The organism is Amycolatopsis sp. cg13 (assembly GCF_041346965.1).
GTDB lineage: Bacteria > Actinomycetota > Actinomycetes > Mycobacteriales > Pseudonocardiaceae > Amycolatopsis.
This window is the reverse complement of sequence record NZ_CP166848.1, coordinates 9164650-9180396: the sequence shown is the minus strand read 5'-3', so window position 1 is coordinate 9180396 and position 15747 is coordinate 9164650. Positions and strand designations below refer to the sequence as shown.

15 protein-coding genes are annotated in these 15747 nt (G+C 71.9%); 6 read left to right on the top strand and 9 right to left on the bottom strand.

All coding sequences use genetic code 11. The features are described from left to right. Window positions 1-118: 118 nt before the first annotated feature. The 5 genes from mraZ to AB5I40_RS42955 all read right to left on the bottom strand — a co-directional run bounded on the left by mraZ (window position 119) and on the right by AB5I40_RS42955 (window position 3368). Entirely contained in the window at window positions 119-550 is a 432-nt protein-coding gene (mraZ, locus tag AB5I40_RS42975; RefSeq protein ID WP_009080393.1) for a division/cell wall cluster transcriptional repressor MraZ, read from the bottom strand. A gap of 615 nt (window positions 551-1165) precedes the next feature. Beyond that, window positions 1166-1864 (bottom strand): ESX secretion-associated protein EspG, encoded by a 699-nt coding sequence (locus AB5I40_RS42970; protein WP_370935926.1) that lies wholly within the window; start codon window positions 1862-1864, stop codon window positions 1166-1168. Further along, complete coding sequence (locus AB5I40_RS42965) at window positions 1861-2442, bottom strand: PE-PGRS family protein (RefSeq protein ID WP_370935925.1); 582 nt, start codon at window positions 2440-2442, stop codon at window positions 1861-1863. Before AB5I40_RS42965 ends, AB5I40_RS42970 begins: the two co-directional genes overlap by 4 nt. 22 nt (window positions 2443-2464) lie before the next feature. After that, a complete protein-coding gene (locus tag AB5I40_RS42960) occupies window positions 2465-3010 on the bottom strand; it encodes a DUF3558 family protein (protein WP_370935924.1) in 546 nt (181 codons plus the stop codon). Then, a complete protein-coding gene (locus tag AB5I40_RS42955) occupies window positions 3003-3368 on the bottom strand; it encodes a hypothetical protein (protein WP_370935923.1) in 366 nt (121 codons plus the stop codon). The genes AB5I40_RS42960 and AB5I40_RS42955 overlap by 8 nt, the downstream gene beginning before the upstream one ends. A 265-nt stretch (window positions 3369-3633) precedes the next feature. Between AB5I40_RS42955 and AB5I40_RS42950 the strand changes: the two genes are divergently transcribed. The 3 genes from AB5I40_RS42950 to AB5I40_RS42940 all read left to right on the top strand — a co-directional run bounded on the left by AB5I40_RS42950 (window position 3634) and on the right by AB5I40_RS42940 (window position 8638). Beyond that, on the top strand, window positions 3634-4698 hold the full coding sequence (locus AB5I40_RS42950) for an AAA family ATPase (protein ID WP_370935922.1): 1065 nt from the start codon (window positions 3634-3636) through the stop codon (window positions 4696-4698). Between the two features lie 33 nt (window positions 4699-4731). Next, window positions 4732-6003: a DUF58 domain-containing protein gene (locus AB5I40_RS42945; RefSeq protein WP_370935921.1), complete on the top strand. Its 1272-nt coding sequence runs from the start codon at window positions 4732-4734 to the stop codon at window positions 6001-6003. Between the two features lie 76 nt (window positions 6004-6079). Next, a complete protein-coding gene (locus AB5I40_RS42940; RefSeq protein ID WP_370935920.1) occupies window positions 6080-8638 on the top strand; it encodes a transglutaminaseTgpA domain-containing protein in 2559 nt (852 codons plus the stop codon). A gap of 253 nt (window positions 8639-8891) precedes the next feature. On the opposite strand, the gene AB5I40_RS42935 is transcribed toward AB5I40_RS42940, so the two are convergent. Continuing rightward, window positions 8892-9833 carry an alpha/beta hydrolase gene (locus AB5I40_RS42935; RefSeq protein ID WP_370935919.1) on the bottom strand — a complete coding sequence of 314 codons (942 nt, stop codon included), beginning with the start codon at window positions 9831-9833 and terminating at the stop codon, window positions 8892-8894. Window positions 9834-9960: 127 nt separating this feature from the next. On the opposite strand from AB5I40_RS42935, the gene AB5I40_RS42930 reads away from it, so the two are divergent. Together AB5I40_RS42930 and AB5I40_RS42925 are read left to right on the top strand one after the other, a co-directional pair. Further along, a complete protein-coding gene (locus AB5I40_RS42930) occupies window positions 9961-10614 on the top strand; it encodes a TetR/AcrR family transcriptional regulator (RefSeq protein ID WP_370935918.1) in 654 nt (217 codons plus the stop codon). Between the two features lie 34 nt (window positions 10615-10648). Beyond that, the gene (locus AB5I40_RS42925; protein ID WP_370935917.1) at window positions 10649-10987 is read left to right on the top strand and encodes a hypothetical protein; all 339 of its coding nucleotides are present in this window, start codon (window positions 10649-10651) and stop codon (window positions 10985-10987) included. A gap of 431 nt (window positions 10988-11418) precedes the next feature. Here the strand turns inward: AB5I40_RS42925 and AB5I40_RS42920 are convergent, their stop codons facing one another. The 3 genes from AB5I40_RS42920 to AB5I40_RS42910 all read right to left on the bottom strand — a co-directional run bounded on the left by AB5I40_RS42920 (window position 11419) and on the right by AB5I40_RS42910 (window position 14782). Beyond that, window positions 11419-11823, bottom strand: coding sequence for a DUF3040 domain-containing protein (locus tag AB5I40_RS42920; protein WP_043827044.1), 405 nt, complete (start codon window positions 11821-11823; stop codon window positions 11419-11421). Window positions 11824-12681: 858 nt separating this feature from the next. Further along, window positions 12682-13899, bottom strand: a complete 1218-nt coding sequence (gene dinB, locus AB5I40_RS42915) for a DNA polymerase IV (protein WP_370940715.1) — start codon at window positions 13897-13899, stop codon at window positions 12682-12684. Between the two features lie 157 nt (window positions 13900-14056). Beyond that, window positions 14057-14782: a methyltransferase domain-containing protein gene (locus AB5I40_RS42910; protein WP_370935916.1), complete on the bottom strand. Its 726-nt coding sequence runs from the start codon at window positions 14780-14782 to the stop codon at window positions 14057-14059. Between the two features lie 112 nt (window positions 14783-14894). Between AB5I40_RS42910 and AB5I40_RS42905 the strand changes: the two genes are divergently transcribed. Next, window positions 14895-15746, top strand: a complete 852-nt coding sequence (locus AB5I40_RS42905; protein ID WP_370935915.1) for a ParA family protein — start codon at window positions 14895-14897, stop codon at window positions 15744-15746. Window position 15747: the final 1 nt, after the last annotated feature.

Sequence of the window (15747 nt, the reverse complement as noted above, 5' to 3'; positions counted from 1 at the left end):
GCTGACCTGGCACCGGGGAAGGTGCGCCAGGGTCAAAGAGCGGACAGAGGCCTCACGGCATCCGCGTCGAACGGCGTACCCGCGTCCCCCGACGACGCAGGTGCGCTGAGGGCGTCTCCTAGAAGACGCCCGGCAGAACTTCCTCCCGAGCCTGTGCGTAGCTGTCCTCGTGTTCGTCCAGGTAGCCCTGCCACGCCTGGGCGTCCCAGATTTCGAGCCGGGTGATCGCGCCGATCACCACGCACTCCTTGTTGAGCCCCGCGTACCGGCGCAGCTCCGGCGCGATGGCTACGCGCCCTTGCCCGTCCGGACGTTGCTCGTCCGTCCCGGCGAACAGGTAGCGCTGGTAGGCCCGCACCGCCTCGTTCGTGAACGGGGCTTCGGCGACCTTCCTGGCCATCTGCTCGAACTCGGCACGGGGGAAGACGAAGAGACAGTGGTCCTGCCCCTTGGTGACCATCAGCCCGCCTGCCAAGGCTTCGCGGAACTTCGCGGGCAGCGTGAGCCGCCCTTTGTCGTCCAGCTTCGGGGTGTGGGTGCCGAGGAACACCGGCCTCCACCTCCCTACCGGATCCGGTTGGCTCCCCGCCCGGTTCCGGCTCAGGGGCTCCCTTCCGCCCCACTGGCCACCACCGTACCCCACTTTTCACCACAGTCAACGAGTCTTGCGCGCGAGCCACTCCGTCGAGTGGTGCGTTTGCGCAGGTCACGGAGGTGGGTCCAGGTGGGGGCCGGGTGGGGGGACCGTGGCGAAGATCCCCCGCACCGGGGTCTTCCGCAACCTCGGGACGCGTGAAACGTCCGAGTTTCGGCAGCGTGGGGACCCGTGGTGGAGGTCGGTGGGGGACCCGGTGGGGGCTGGTGGGGAGGCGGGTGGAGCGAGGTGGGGAACCTCGGTGGGGCTGGTGGGGGCGCGGTGGGGAGCTCGGCGCGACGGCGCTGCGACGGGCCGGGAGACGAGGCGGGGACGTTGTGGGGAGCCCGATCCGGCTCAGCCGGTGCCGCGGTGGGGGCGAGTGGGGGCGTTATGGGGTGCCCGGTGGGGACGGGTGAGGTGCTGCGCCGCGTCCGGTGTGGAGGCGTGGATGCCCGGGTGGGTGCGAGTGGGGAACCGTCCATTGTCGACAGCGGCGGCCCGCGACCGTCCACTTCAGACCCGCCGGGATCAGCCGGGCAGCAGCTCCATGACCCGCTCCACGAGCCGCGGGCTGTCGACCGGCGACACCGTCACCCACTCCTGCCCGCCGCGGCCCGGCGAGGACACCGCCGAATACGCCCCGGCGTCCGTGTCGAACCACGTCAGCCCGCCGGTCCGGGTCAGTTTCCCCGCCCGGTCGCGGACGTGGACGGTGAACTGCCCCGCCGCGTACACCGGCCGGGCCTGGATCGCCCGCAGCTCCTCCCCCTGCGCGCCGCCGGGCGGCTCCCCCGCCGCGGGCAGCCGGACGCCGTAGCCGGGACCGGCCGAAAGCTCGGGCAGCACGTCGACGATCGCCGACGCCAGTTCGCTTTCCCCGATGCCGCGCACGCCGATCGTCCGCGCCGGCTGCACGGCCAGCACCGCGTTCCGTCCCCGGATCGCAGCGACCGCGCGGAAGGGCTCGTCGGCGGTCATGTCCGCGAGCGCCTCGCACTCCACGTACCGGTCCGCGGCCGCCAGCAGCCGCAGGCTGTTCTCCAGTGCGGCGTCGAGCCGGCCGTCGAAGAGGCCGCGTTCGCCGAGGTTCCGGTAGACCTCCGCGCGGATCGCGGACCGGTCGGCGTCGGTCTCCCCGACGCTGCGCACCGCCAGCGGCGCGGGCGGCGCGTCGAGGCCGAGGTCGGCCCAGACGATGTCGAACGCGGACGCCGAGAGGCTGATCAAGCCGGCCCCGCGCCGAGCGGCGGGACCGCCGGGAAACCGCCTTCGGGCACAAGTCCGCGCAACGCCTTGTCCCGGGTGCGCAGGACGTCGATCGCCTTCTGCCGGGCGGCCTCGGCTTCGGCGCGGCGCTCGTCCATGGCGGACGACAGCCCGGCCAGCTGCACCAGGTTCCCGCTCGCGGCGGCGGAACGGATCATCGCCGCCGGGTCGAAGTCCACCGGCGCGGGCATGTCGGCCCGGGCCCGCGCGGCGACCTCGGCCTGTCCTTGCACGGCTTCCCCGACTTTCGCCGACACCACGGAGGTTTCGGCGAGCCAGCCGGACGCTTTGCCGAGCACCGACCGCATCGCGTCGCCGGCGTCGCCCTGCCAGCTCTCCTCGCTGCCCGCGGACAACGCGACCAGCCCGCCGATCGAGTCCTCGAGCCGTTGCGACAGCCCGGCCCACCGCGTGCCCGATTCGCCTGCCGCGGCCGGGTCGTTGCCGTCGACCGCCTGTGCGGCCAGCGCCGCGTGGCTGAACGCTTCGTACCGGGCCGTCGGCTCGGGGGCCGGGGCCTCAGCCGGGGTGTCGGTCACGACTTTCCTCCTCGCACAGGGTTCACGGCAGCTTCGGCTCGAGCAGTCCGGCCACGTCGCTCGCCCGCGAGCAGGCGAGCGCGGAGTCGGCGAAGTTCGCGTTGTTCACGTCGACCTGCACGCTCTGCGCGCCGCCGACGTCGAGCAGCACCGCGCAGGTGCCGCGGCTGCCGGACACCTGGACCGCCTGGTGCGAGCCGACGTCTTTCTTGGTGCGCTTGCCGTCGGAGAGGTCGAGGTTGGCCAGTCCGTTGGTCTCGTCGAGGGTGACGGTGACGCCGAAGGTCGAAGGCACCGTCCAGTCGCAGGCGCGGGCCTCGCCGATCGTCTTCGGCTTGCCCTGCCCGGTGAGCCCGGCCGACGACCGGTCCTGCGGCGAGAGCAGCGTGCACGGGTCGAGCTTGGCCAGCGAAGGAGCCGACGAGGACGGCGGCGCGGGAGCAGGCGGGCCTCCGTCGGCGGGCGCGGCGTGCGAGATGCCGGGCATCCGGCCGCACGAAACCAGCACCGTCAGCCCGGAGAGCGGGAGAAGAAGGAGCGCGGCGCGCGCCGCGAAACGGTCAGCCACCGGTGCAGTCCACGCCTTCGGCGGCTTCGCTGTCCTGGTCGCGGTATTTCTCCAGCGCGCCGCCGATGCGTTTCTTCAGCCCGGCGATCTCTTTCCCGAACGCCGTGAGCTGGTCGACCGCCGAGCCGTCGCGGCCGAGGCCGTACTTCGCCATGAACGCGCCGACCTCGCCGGCGTACCCGCCGCCGAGCGGCACCGACCGGCCGAGCACCGTGGCCTCGCGGACCATCTCGCCGACGACGTCCTGCAGTTCGCCCAGCTTCGAATACGTCGCGGACGCCAGCTCGGGCGTGACCGCGAACCGGCCGCCGGACAGTCCCGGGAGCCCGGCTTTCCGTTCCGCCTCGGCCTCGCTCATGCGCGGATGCACCTCTTCCGACGTCGAACCGTGGTCGGGCGACTTCGTTTCGGAGCATACGACAGTGCATACGGTCAGCGGGATCACCTGAAAATGCCTCATAATCACCCGTAAGAAGGAGTGCCGGGGTGGCTGGGCGTCACCATGAAACGATCTCGGGGTTCCGCCGCCCAGTTCTCCCGGGTTTGACACACTGGGGAGAACGCTGGACAAGGCGCGCATCCCCGCCGGTTCGCGTCCAGCTATTGCGCCACCAGGAGGTCGAGTGACGTCGAGAATCCAGTCCGCTTCCCCCGCCGGACCGCACGGCAACGGGTCCGGGCAGCCGCCGTACCCGGCGGTCGAGTCCGCGGACGGGCTGGCGCGGGTCCCGGCGGCCGGCCTCGGCGAACTGCACGACACCGCGCGCCGGATCGCCGCGAACGTGGAACGCGTCCTCGTCGGCAAGCCGGACGTCATCCGGATCGCGCTGGTGACCCTCCTGGCCGAGGGTCACCTGCTCGTCGAGGACGTGCCGGGCGTCGGCAAGACCTCGCTCGCGAAGGCGCTCGCGCGCTCGATCGACTGCACCGTCAGCCGCGTGCAGTTCACTCCCGACCTGCTGCCCAGCGACGTCACCGGCGTCTCCATCTACAACCGGCAGAGCGGCGAGTTCGAATTCCGGCCCGGCCCGGTGTTCGCGAACATCGTGGTGGGCGACGAGATCAACCGGGCCTCGCCGAAGACGCAGTCCGCGCTGCTGGAGTGCATGGAGGAGCACCAGGTCACGGTCGACACGAGCACGTACACGCTCGGCGCGCCGTTCATGGTGATCGCGACGCAGAACCCGATCGAGATGGAGGGCACCTACGCGCTGCCCGAGGCCCAGCGCGACCGGTTCACCGCGCGGGTGTCCATCGGCTACCCCGACCAGCAGGCCGAACTGGCCATGGTCGACGAGCATTCCGGGCACAATCCGCTCGCGGACCTGACCCCGGTGTCCGACGGCGAGACGATGCTGCGGCTGATCGAGACCGTCCGCGGCGTGCACATCGCGCCGGAGGTCCGCCGGTACGCCGTCGACGTCGTGTCGGCGACCCGGCAGGTGCCGGAGATCCGGCTCGGCGCCTCGCCGCGCGCGACGCTGCACCTGGTCCGGGCCGCGCGGGCGCAGGCCGCGCTGTCCGGGCGCGACTACGTGGTGCCCGACGACCTGCACACGGTCGCCGTGCCCGTGCTGGCGCACCGGCTGGTGCTCACCACCGAGGCGCACGCCGCCCGCCGATCGGCGACCGACGTGGTCCGCGCGGTGCTGCACCGCGTTCCCGTCCCCCAGGGCTCGGCCCGCTGAGGCGCGTCCCGCTACCCGAAACAGGGAATCCGCATGCTGCGCGCGCTGTCCGGCCTCACCACCCGAGGCCGTTGCCTCCTCGCCGCCGGGATCGCGGCCGCGGTGTGCTCGCTGGTGCTCAACGAACGCGACCTGCTGCGGGTCGCGGTGTTCGTGGTCGCCCTGCCTCTGCTGGTCGCCGCCTACATCTCGGCCACCCGGCTCCGTCTCGGCGCGGCCAGGACGCTGCGCCCGGACCGGGTGGCGGCGGGCTCGACCGGCGAGGTCGACCTGGAGCTGTGGCGCAGCGGACGGCTGCCCGGCGGCGAGGTGCTGCTCGAGGACGGCGTGCCGTACGCGCTGGGCTCCCGGCCGCGGTTCGTGGTCGAACGGCTGCCGCACGACCGGCGCGTGCTGCTGCGGTATCCGCTGCGGCCGGGCATGCGCGGAATCCAGCAGGTCGGCCCGTTGCGCGCGACGATCACCGACCCGTTCGGGCTGTGCGAGTTCGAGCGGGAGCTGATCGGCCATTCGCGGCTGGTCGTCGTGCCGCGCGTGGTGCCGTTGTGGGGTCTGCCCGGCGGCGCCGGGGCGGGAGCGGGCGACGACGGAAGCGTCCGGCTGCATTCCGGGCAGGGCGAGCCGGACGTGATCGTGCGGCATTACCGCACCGGCGACGACATGCGGAAAGTCCACTGGCGTTCGACCGCGCGCCGCGACGAGATCATGGTCCGCATCGAGGAACGCCCTTGGCGCGGCGGCACAACTGTGTTGCTGGACCACCGCGCGGCGGCGCACCACGGCAGCGGCCCGACGGCGAGCCTGGAGTGGGCGGTGTCGTTCGCCGCTTCGGTGTCGCTGCATCTGCGGCGGACCGGGCACCGGGTCCGGCTGGTGACCGAGCACGGCGTCGCCCTCGCGGACTCTCCCGGCGACGGCGGCGAAGGCTACGACAACCTGGTGCTCGACGCGCTGGCCGCACTTCAGCCGGCGCACCAGCGAGACGTGACGCTCGGCCACGATCCGGCCGAAGGACAGGAACTGATCGCGATCCTGGGCACGGTGAGCGCGGAATCGGTGCACGAGCTGACCCGGTACCGGGCGCGCGGCGTCCGCAGCCTCGCCGTTCTCCTGGACACCCCGACCTGGGCGGGTTCGGCCTCGCCGGACCACCTCGCCGCGGCGACGAAGGAATCGGCGGAGCTGCTGCGCGGAGCCGGCTGGGGCGTCGTGGTGGCCGGTCCGAAGACGCCGATGCCCGAGGTGTGGGGGCTGCTGTGCCGTGCGGGCACCCACCGGTCGACGGTGATCGGCGGAACGCGATGAGCCCGCTGACCACCGTCGTGAGTGGCAATCACGGTTCTCACCGGGATCGCCACTCACGAGTACGCAGGGGGACCCGATGACCACCACCGCTCCCCGCCCGTCCGGCGCGCCGCCGATCCCGCACACCCCCACCCCGCAGCCCACCGATCCGCCGCCCGCGTGGCGGAGCAGCGTGCTGCCGCCGATCGCCGCCGGGCTCGCGACGCTGTGCGCGGCCACGTCGCTGACCAGCGTCGTTTCCGGATGGGCCTGGTTCGGGTACCTCTTCGTGGCCGTCGTGCTCGTCGCGGGCACCGGCCTGGCGCTGCGCTCGCTGCGCGCGCCCACCGTCGTCGCCGGGTTCGGGCAGCTGCTCGTGCTGCTGTTCCTCATCACCGGGGCGTTCACGACGCAGGGCGTCCTCACGATTTTCCCCGGCCCCACCGCTTTCGGCGAACTGCAGGCCACGCTCACCGCGGCGGCCGACCAGATCCGGATCGGCCTCCCGCCGGTCGACAGCACGCAGCCGATCCTGTGTCTGGTCACGATCGCGGTCGGCCTGGTCGCGGTGCTGGTCGACACGCTCGCCGTCGCCGCCGCAGCGCCCGCGGCGACCGGGCTCGTGCTGCTCTGCGTGTACGCGGTGCCCGCGGCGTTGTCGGACGAACTGATGCCGTGGTGGACGTTCGTGCTCGGCGCGGGAGCCTTCGCCTGCCTGCTCGCCCTCGACGGCAACCACCGGCACCGTCGCTGGCGCAACCGCGACGCGCCCGGGTCCGGCAGCATGCTGCGGCTCGCGCAAGCGCCGGTGGCCGTGGTCAGCTCGGCGATCGTGCTCGGCCTGCTGGGCGGCGGGATCACCATGGTCGGGACCGTCGGCAAGATCCCGTTCGGCTCCGGCCCGGGCGGCGACGGCGACGGGACCGGCGGCTTCGGCATCGCGCCGTTCACGCAGCTGCGCGGACTGCTCGACCAGGGCCAGAACACCGAACTGTTCCAGGTGCGCGGCCTCGGCGCGGACCGGCGGCTGATGCGCGCGTTCACCTTGGACACCTACACCCCGAACAAGGGCTGGGGCCTGCGCGCCGGCGGCCAGGCGCAGTCCGGCGTGCTCGCGAACAGCACGCTGCCCGCCGCGCCCGGCGACGACGGCACCGGAGTGTCGCGGCAGATCCAGATCCAGCCGACGCGCTGGGTCGACAACTGGCTGCCGGTCTACGGAGCCCCGCGCGCGCTCCGGGGCGTGCCGCCGCAGTGGCTGTACGACCGGGTCAGCGGCTCGGTGTTCACCACGGCGAGCGAACCCGCGCCGGCGTACGTGGAAACCGCGTCGCTGAAGGAGCCGACCGCCGACGAACTGCGGGACGCCGCGCCGAAATCCGACGAGGTGCCCGCGCTGTACACGCGGATCGGCCAGGTCGACCGGCGGGTCTCGGCGCTGACCGACCAGCTCACCGCGGGCAAGACGAACAACTTCGACCGGGCCACCGCGCTGTGGCAGTACTTCAGCGCGCAGAACGGTTTCGTGTACGACACGAAGACCGCCGACGCCACCGACGCCGATGCGCTCGCCGACTTCATCCTCAAGGGAAAACGGGGCTACTGCGAGCAATACGCGTCGGCGATGGCGGTGATGCTGCGGGTCGCGCACATCCCCGCGCGCGTGGCGATCGGCTTCACCCCCGGCGTCACCAAGGGCGACTACCAGTCGATCAGCTCGCAGGACGCGCACGCGTGGGTCGAGGCGTACTTCGGGGACAAGGGCTGGGTCAGCTTCGACCCGACGCCGCTCGCCGACGGACGCGGCATCGTCCCGCCGTACCTCGAGCAGAACACCCACAACCCGCAACAGCCCAACGCGACCGACGACCTCCCGAAGGCCCCGCGCTCGACCGCCCCGTCCACCGGCGCGTCGGCCGACAAGACCCACGACCAGGCTGCTCCCGCCGCGCCCGCGGACACCACTCCCGACGACAGCTGGCTGACCTGGCTCGCGCTGGCCCTGGCCGTCCTCGGCGCCGCGGCCGTCGCGGCCGCTTACTTCCTGCGCCGCCGCCCCCGGCCCGGCTTGACCCCGTCCGGTGTCCCGCCGGGTGCCGCGCCCGACGGCAACGTGCTGGTCAGAAACCCGGTCACCGCACCGACTCCGCTGCACCTGGCCGCCTTGTGGCTGCCGCTGACCGGAGCCGTCCTGCTGGTCGCCGCGATCGGCCTGCTCGCCGGGACCGTGTCGTGGTGGTTCGCCTTGGTCGTCGTGCTGATCCTGGCGGCGACCGGTGGTCCCGCCGCGATCCGGGACCTGGTGCGCCGCCGGCACCTCCAGACGATCGCGACGCACTCCCCCGGCGCGGCCGACGCGGCGTGGCGCGAGCTGAAGGCCGAATGCGCGGACCGGGACCTGCCGATCGCCGACAGCGACACGGTCCGCGTGGCCGGCGGAAAGATCGCCGAACGCCACCGCCTGGACGAGCCTGGCCGGGAGGCTTTGCGCACCGTGCTGGGCGCGGTGGAACACAGCTGGTACAGCGACGAACCGGCCCCGGACGCGACGTTGGAGCCTGCCTTCGGGCAGCTGCGGGACAGTCTGCGCCGGACCGCGCCGTTGTCGATGCGGGGCCGGTTGTTCCCCCGGTCAGTGCTTCGCCGACGGCGGTGAGCTCGGTTACCGCAGATCGGTGAGGAGTCCAGTGCCTCGGTGAGAGCCGTGGCGTCGGGGCGTCTCGTGATCGGTGGCAAGCTGATTCAGGGTGCGGCTCGGGCAGTTCCGGACTTCCCTGGGAGAACAGAAGATCTCCGGCGACGCAGCGCCCTCGCTGCGCGAGCCCTCAACGACGGCCGTGCCGCTCTCGCCAGTACTTTCCCGGCCATCGCGACGCCATGGCCGGGAAAGCGGTGCGGACGCTCCTCCGTCACTCCGCCAGGGCAGCGCGGAGGAACGCGAGGATCTCCGCCTGAGCGGCCTCGGCCTGCGGCTCCACGCCGGGCAGCGTGAGGAACGCGTGCTTGGCACCGGGATATTCGGTGAGCCGCACCGAGGTTCCCGCCTCGTGCAGTCGCTCGGCGTACCGGCGGCCGTGGTTGGCGACCGCGTCCTGAGTCGGCACCACCACAAGCGCCGGGGCGAGCCCGCTCAAGTCCTCTGTGGACAGTGGTGAAACAGCGCTGGCGTCGGCTCCTTGTGGGATGGCCAGCCGCTGGAAAAGCTGCAGCAGCGGCAGGGCCCGGCTCGGGCGGTACGCGTATTCGGCGATCGAGGGGTAGTCGAACATCGTCTCGGTGACATCCGCGACCGGGTTGACCAGCACTTGCGCTTTGAGTTCCAGCCCGGCGTCCCTGGCGCGGACGGCCGTCAGCGCGCTGATCAGCGCTCCGCAACTCTCCCCGAACACAGCCGCGCGCCCCGGGTCGACGCCCCACTCCGCAGCCTGCCGCACCACGTGGCGAAGCACATCCCAGCCGTCGTCGGCAGCGTTCGCGAGCGGACTGTCGGGAGCAAGCAGGCGGTGTTCGACCGAAACGACGACCGCGGGCAGCCGTGCGGCGAGGTGACTGTTGGTCCAGTCGCACTGCACGGCCGTGCCTACGAAGCCACCGCCGTGGACATGGACCACCAACGGCAGTCCGGTTCGGTCTCGCGCGGGCCGATAGACCCGCACCGGAAGGTCGCGGCCAGGCAGCGCGATCTCTCGCCACTCGATCGCGGCATCAGGATGCGGCTCCCCGAGAATCGCCCGCGCCGCGCCCGAGGCCCGGAAGCGGTTCTCCGCCTCGCGGTAAACCAGCAGCTCCTCGGTCGTGATCACCGAGAAATCCGGCTCCGGCGGTCGGATCTCGGCAGCGAGTTCGCTCATGTTTCCTTCTTCCCCAGTCGATGCGCCGGATGCGCCTCGGAGGCAGCCAGCGCTTTGTCCTCATTATGCACACATCGTGTGCATCAGCAAGTGCATAGGTTATGCTGGCCCGGACGAGAGGGGCGAGATGACGGGCCGCAGGCGATGGTCGACCGACGAAATCCTGGACACGGCGGCGGACCTGCTGCGCACGAGCGACGCCGAGTCGTTCAGCGTCCGCAAACTCGCCGCGGCGCTCGGGACTGATCCGTCAAGCCTCTACCGGCATTTCCGCAACAAGACCGAACTGCTGCGCGCCGTCGCCGACCGGATTCTCTTGGCCGCCATGGACGGCTACCGCCCCGAAGGCGACTGGAAGCAGCGCATCACCGCACTGAGCCTGCGCCTGCACGCGGCCTTCGGCGAGCAGCCCCAGCTGGCGACAGTGTGGGGCCGCTACGCCTCCGGCGGCACCGGATCCCGGCTGGTCATGGAGGAACTGCTGCAGGCCCTGCGCGCGTCCGGGCTGCCCGACGAGCAGGTCCCGGTGCGCTACCACCGCATCGTGCTTCTCCTGGCCGCGCTGATCGCGTCCGAGGCAGGCATCAGCACCATCACCGCCGAGGAGTACGAACAGGGCCTGGAACAGTTCCGCGTCGCGGTGCTCGGCGCCGATCCCGAACGGTTTCCCGCGTTGGCCTTCTTCGCCCGCGAGGTCCGCCCTCTCGGCGCGGACCGGCACGCTGCCTTCGAAGAAATCCTGGCCGCGCAGCTCGCTCAGATCGAGGCCGAGATTTCCTGATTTCGCGGGTGCGGAGGCGCCGTTCGGGCCGATTGTGTCTGCCCGCAAGTTCCGGGCACCGGAAAGCCCGGGCAGTCCGCCATTTCACGGCACACCGACGCCGCAAACCCAACCAGCACGCCAACTGTTCAGGATTCGGCGAACCGCAACGACCTTCCCGACCGGGCTCGGGCTCGGGCTCGGGCTCGGGCTCGGGCTCGGGCTCGGGCTCGGGCTCGGGCTCGGGCTCGGGCTCGGGCTCGGGCTCGGGCTCGGGCTCGGGCTCGGGCTCGGGCTCGGGCTCGGGCTCGGGCTCGGGCTCGGGCTCGGGCTCGGGCTCGGGCCAGCAAAGCACTTCGCTCAAGCCGAGGTCGCCGCAAGGCCGCCCGACTAGCCCGGGCCGCCAGCCGAACCGGCGCGCTGAAGCGTTTGCCCCAGAATCGTTCCAACGGCAGACCGGATCCAGCCATCGCGCTGCGCGTCGCCGACAGCCGCCCGGCGACGCCCCGCACCCGGCTTCCGGCTTCCGGCTTCCGGCTTCCGGCTTCCGGCTTCCGGCTTCCGGCTTCCGGCTTCCGGCTTCCGGCTTCCGGCTTCCGGCTTCCGGCCGAGCATCTCCCGAACCGGGAGCGCGTCGAGCCTGCACCGAGCCGAAGCGAACCGGAGCGGAGCGAACCGAAGCCAGCGCAGGCCGAGCACGCGCCTTGCCCGCAGGGCGCAACCCACCAGGCAGAGAACCCGTGTCCCGCTAACCGGTGCAGTCCGGGCCCGCGCACGAGAATCCGCGCTCCGCCCCGAGGGGAGAAGCGCGGATTCGCCGTCGTGCTATTGGCCTTCGAAGCGCTGGCGGAAACGTTCCTCCATGCGCTGCGTGAAGGAGCTCTTGCGGCCGGATTGCTTCCCCCCGCCGCCTCCGTCGTCATGGCTGTTCTTGCCGCCGCTGTCGCTGTGGCGCAGCGACGTCACGGCCATCATGACCCCGAAGAACATCACGAGGAACCCGAGCACGCTGACCACCGGCACGTCGGCGACCCGCAACACCGGGATCACCACGCCGAGCACCAGCAGCGCAACGCCCACCACGAACAGGGCGATCCCCTGGATGCGCCGACGGCGCGCGGGTCGGCGCAACCGGGTGCCTCGCACCGTGGATGCGAACTTGGGGTCCTCGGCATAGAGCTCGCGCTCGATCTGGTCGAGCAGCCGCTGCTCATGCTCGGAGAGTGGCATCTTTCCTCCTCCGGCACAGCTGTCGCGGGCGCCGGGCCGCGCAACGTCCTGGACCCAACAGCCAACCCCAGGCGGGGTGGCACTGTCCAGGATACGAGCCCCGCGCTCGTCCGACTACCCGATCCCCGATCCTGAAATGATCGAATCGGGGGAAATCCCGCAAGATGCGGGTTGACAGTGCGTCACCGCGACGGAAGTCACCCCCTTCGGCGCAGTCCAGAGCCCCCTGCCGCCCTGTCGGCCTCCCCCGGGCGGGGTCCCTCGTCACGGAGAGAGAGCGTCTTCGCGCCGACCACCCGCCCTGCCGACGCCCCGGCCGGGACGATCTTCCGCCGATCGATACCCTCCGGCATTTATTCACCCGACGACCGCCGAGACCGGCAATCCCCCACCGCACGAACGACCCGACGCCTGTTGACTCAGAGCTACCGGCGAACCCCTATTTCGGACCCTCGCCGCTGACCCCGCACCGGACCCTTATCGCCGGCCAAGCTCCCATTCCGGCGAATTCCGCACGAACCTGTCGAGACGGGCAAGCCCGGCAGTGTCGGCACGCCCTGTCGGGAGAAGGCCAGCCGGAACGCGTCGGACAGCGGTGGACGCCCAGCCGACCGACCTTGGCGAATACCCGGCCGCATGTGAAGCGCGGCTCGGCACGGCTGTCCGCAGAGGCCCGGCACTGCGGTCCCGCGAACCGCATTGGCCGAATGCCAGCAGGAGTCCCGGATCGCCCTCGCTTCCCACGCTCGCGCCGTGGCGCACTCCATCGTCGCGATGACCGGGCCTCCGACCGGTGAACCACCGCATCGATCGTCGATTTCTGCGCCAGCGACGATCCCGAGGCCCTCGCAACCAGCCTCACTCCTCCCTTGGAGAAAGCAGCGAAGCCGGCCGAATCGCCGCCGAGCCGAACTTCAGCCTTGCCACGTCCGCCGCCACCTCGGCGTCCCGCCAGCGCGGCTCGTCGTTCGCGAACGACAGCTGCTCCCCGCCGTCTCCGGTATCCAGGCCCTCGACCCGCACCCCGATCAGCCGGACCGCTCCGGTCGGCGCGTGCTCGGTCAGCAGCTCGACCGCCGTGCGGTGGATGTCGCGGGCCACGTCGGTCGCCGAGAGCACGGTGCGCGCCCGGGTGATGGTGCGGAAATCGGCGAACCGCACCTTGATCGACACCGTCCTCCCGCGCAGCTCGCGCGACCGGAGCGTCGCCCCGACCCGTTCGGACAGGCGCAGCAGCTCGAGACTCAGCTCGTCGCGATTCAGGACGTCGACGTCGAAGGTGTGCTCGGCTCCGATCGACTTCTCCGCCGACTCCGGTTCCACCGCCCGGTCGTCATGGCCGTTCGCCAGCGCCCACAGGTGATCCCCGACGGCCCGGCCCACCGAACGCCGCAGCCGGGCGGGCGGGGTGGCGGCGATGTCCGCGATCGTGTGCCAGCCGTGCTGCCGCAGCTGTTCCTCGGTCCGCTTCCCCACGCCCCACAGCGCCGACACCGGCAGCGGGTGCAGGAACTCCAGCGTCTCGGCGGCGGGGACGATCACCATCCCGTCCGGTTTGGCCATCCCCGACGCCAGTTTCGCCACGAATTTCACCTTCGCGACCCCGACTGAGCACGAGATCCCGTGCTCCGCCTGCACTCGTTCCCGAATCCGCGCCCCCAGCACGCCCGGAGTGGTCCCCAGCCACCGCAGCGCGCCTCCTACGTCCAGGAACGCCTCGTCCAGGCTCAGCGGCTCGACCAGCGGGGTCAGCTGCCGGAAAATCCCCATGACGCCGCGCGACACCTCGCCGTACAGCCCTGGCGTCGGCTGGATGCACACCAGCTGCGGGCAGAGCCGTTTGGCCGTGGCGAACGGCATGGCCGAGCGCACGCCGAAGCGCCGCGCCGGATAGCTGGCCGCGGCGACGACCGAGCGCGGGCCGCCACCGGACACGACGACCGGCTGGCCCGCCAGCTCCGGCCGCGTGCGCAGTTCGCACGACACGAAGAAGGCGTCCATGTCCACGTGAAGGATCGAGCAGCCGGTGTCGTCCGGCAGCTCGGTCGCGCCCGTGGTGACGCGGTAGCGGGCCATCCCGCTCGGCAGTTCGGCGTTTCTCCCCACGCCTCCGGACGCTACCTGCCGCCACCGACAATTCCCGGCGCTCGGGCCGCGGCGACCACGCTTACGGGTGGTTCGCGGTCCCGCCAGGACGATTCCCGCACCGCGGCGCGGCTAGGAACTGAGCTGCTCAGCCCCGCCGGGCGATCGCGTGCAACCGGCCCGCGACGTCGCGCAGCGCGGGCACCGCCGAAGCGCTCAGCTCGAACTCCGCCAGCTCGTCCTCGCGGACTCCGCCCGGCACGACGTCCGAGATCACCCGGTCGCCCTGCAGCAGCGTGACCTCCAAGCCGGCGGCCACGAGCGACTCGGTCAGCCCGGAACTGTCGTACCTGCGCAGTACGGTGTCTCCCGCGACAACCCCATCAGAACCTTCCAGCAGCCGCTGCGCCTCGGTGATCCGGCCGGCCAGCGCGCGATGCAGCACGGCCGCGGTGCGGTTGGCCACCAGTACCGACACGGCTCCGCCCGGCGAGACGGCCGTCGCGAGTGCGTCGAGCACCGCGCGCGGGTCGTCCACGACCTCCAGCAGGCCGTGCGCCAGCACCAGGTCCGCCGACCCGGCCGGGACGTGCGCGCCCAGCGCGTCGGAGTCGTCCGCGATCACCGTGATCCGGCCGGAGACGCCCTCTTCCTCGGCGCGCCGGCGCAGCGTCGCGAGCGCGTTCGGGTTCGGTTCGACCACGGTGACCAGGCATCCGGCCGAGGCGAACGGCACCGCCCAGCCGCCGCTCCCGCCGCCGACGTCGACGACGACCGGCTGCTCCACGCCGCGGGCGCGGGCGGCCCGCAGTTCGGCCTCGAGCGCCCGGCGAACAGCGCCCGAACCCCGGGCGGCCACGGTGTCGGTCTTCATGGGCGACAGGGTAATGGCCGCCGGTCACTTGCCGTGACCCGCGTGGGCGCCGCAGCGGCGTTCGCCACCTTCCGCACTACCGCACCGGCGGGCGGCCCGTAGGCTGTGTCGAGTGCACACGGTCGCCGTTCTCAGCCTCAAGGGTGGTGTCGGCAAAACGACGGTCGCGCTCGGTATCGCGTCGGCCGCACTGCGTAGGGGAACCCGCGCGCTCGTAGCCGACCTCGACCCGCAGGGCAACGCCACCACCTCGCTCGACCCGCCGTTCACCGACGCGACGCTCGCCGACGTGCTCGAGACGCCCGCGCGGGCCGTCCTCGAACGCGCGATCGCGCCCAGCGTGTGGAGCGAGGAGATCGACGTGCTGGTCGGCGCCGAGGAGCTGGAGTCGCTCAACGAACCCGACTCCGACGGCCGCCGCCTGGAAAACCTCTCCCGCGCGCTCGACGAGCTGCACCAGAACCCGTTGCGCGAGGAACCGTACGAGCTGGCGATCATCGACTGCCCGCCGTCGCTGGGCCGGCTCACGAAATCGGCACTCGTGGCGGCCGACAGCGCGCTTATTGTGACTGAGCCCACAATGTACGCGGTCGCGGGCGCCCAGCGCGCGCTCGAAGCGATCGAACGGATCCGCGAGGACAGCAATCCTTCGCTGCGGCCGATCGGCGTGCTGGTGAACAAGCTGCGCGTGCGGTCGTACGAGCACCAGTTCCGGGTCTCGGAGCTGCGCGAGAACTTCGGCTCCCTGGTGATGCCGACCGCGATCCCGGACCGGCTCGCGGTGCAGCAGGCCCAGGGCGCGTGCAGCCCGATCCACGAGTGGCATTCCCCTGGCGCACAAGAGATCGCGCTGACCTTCAACATGGTCCTCGCCAAGATCCTGCGCTCCAACCGCGCCGGACGGCACCGCGTGCGCGCCGAGGAAGAAGCCGCGCAGGCGGAAGTGTCGGAAACCGCGGGCTGAA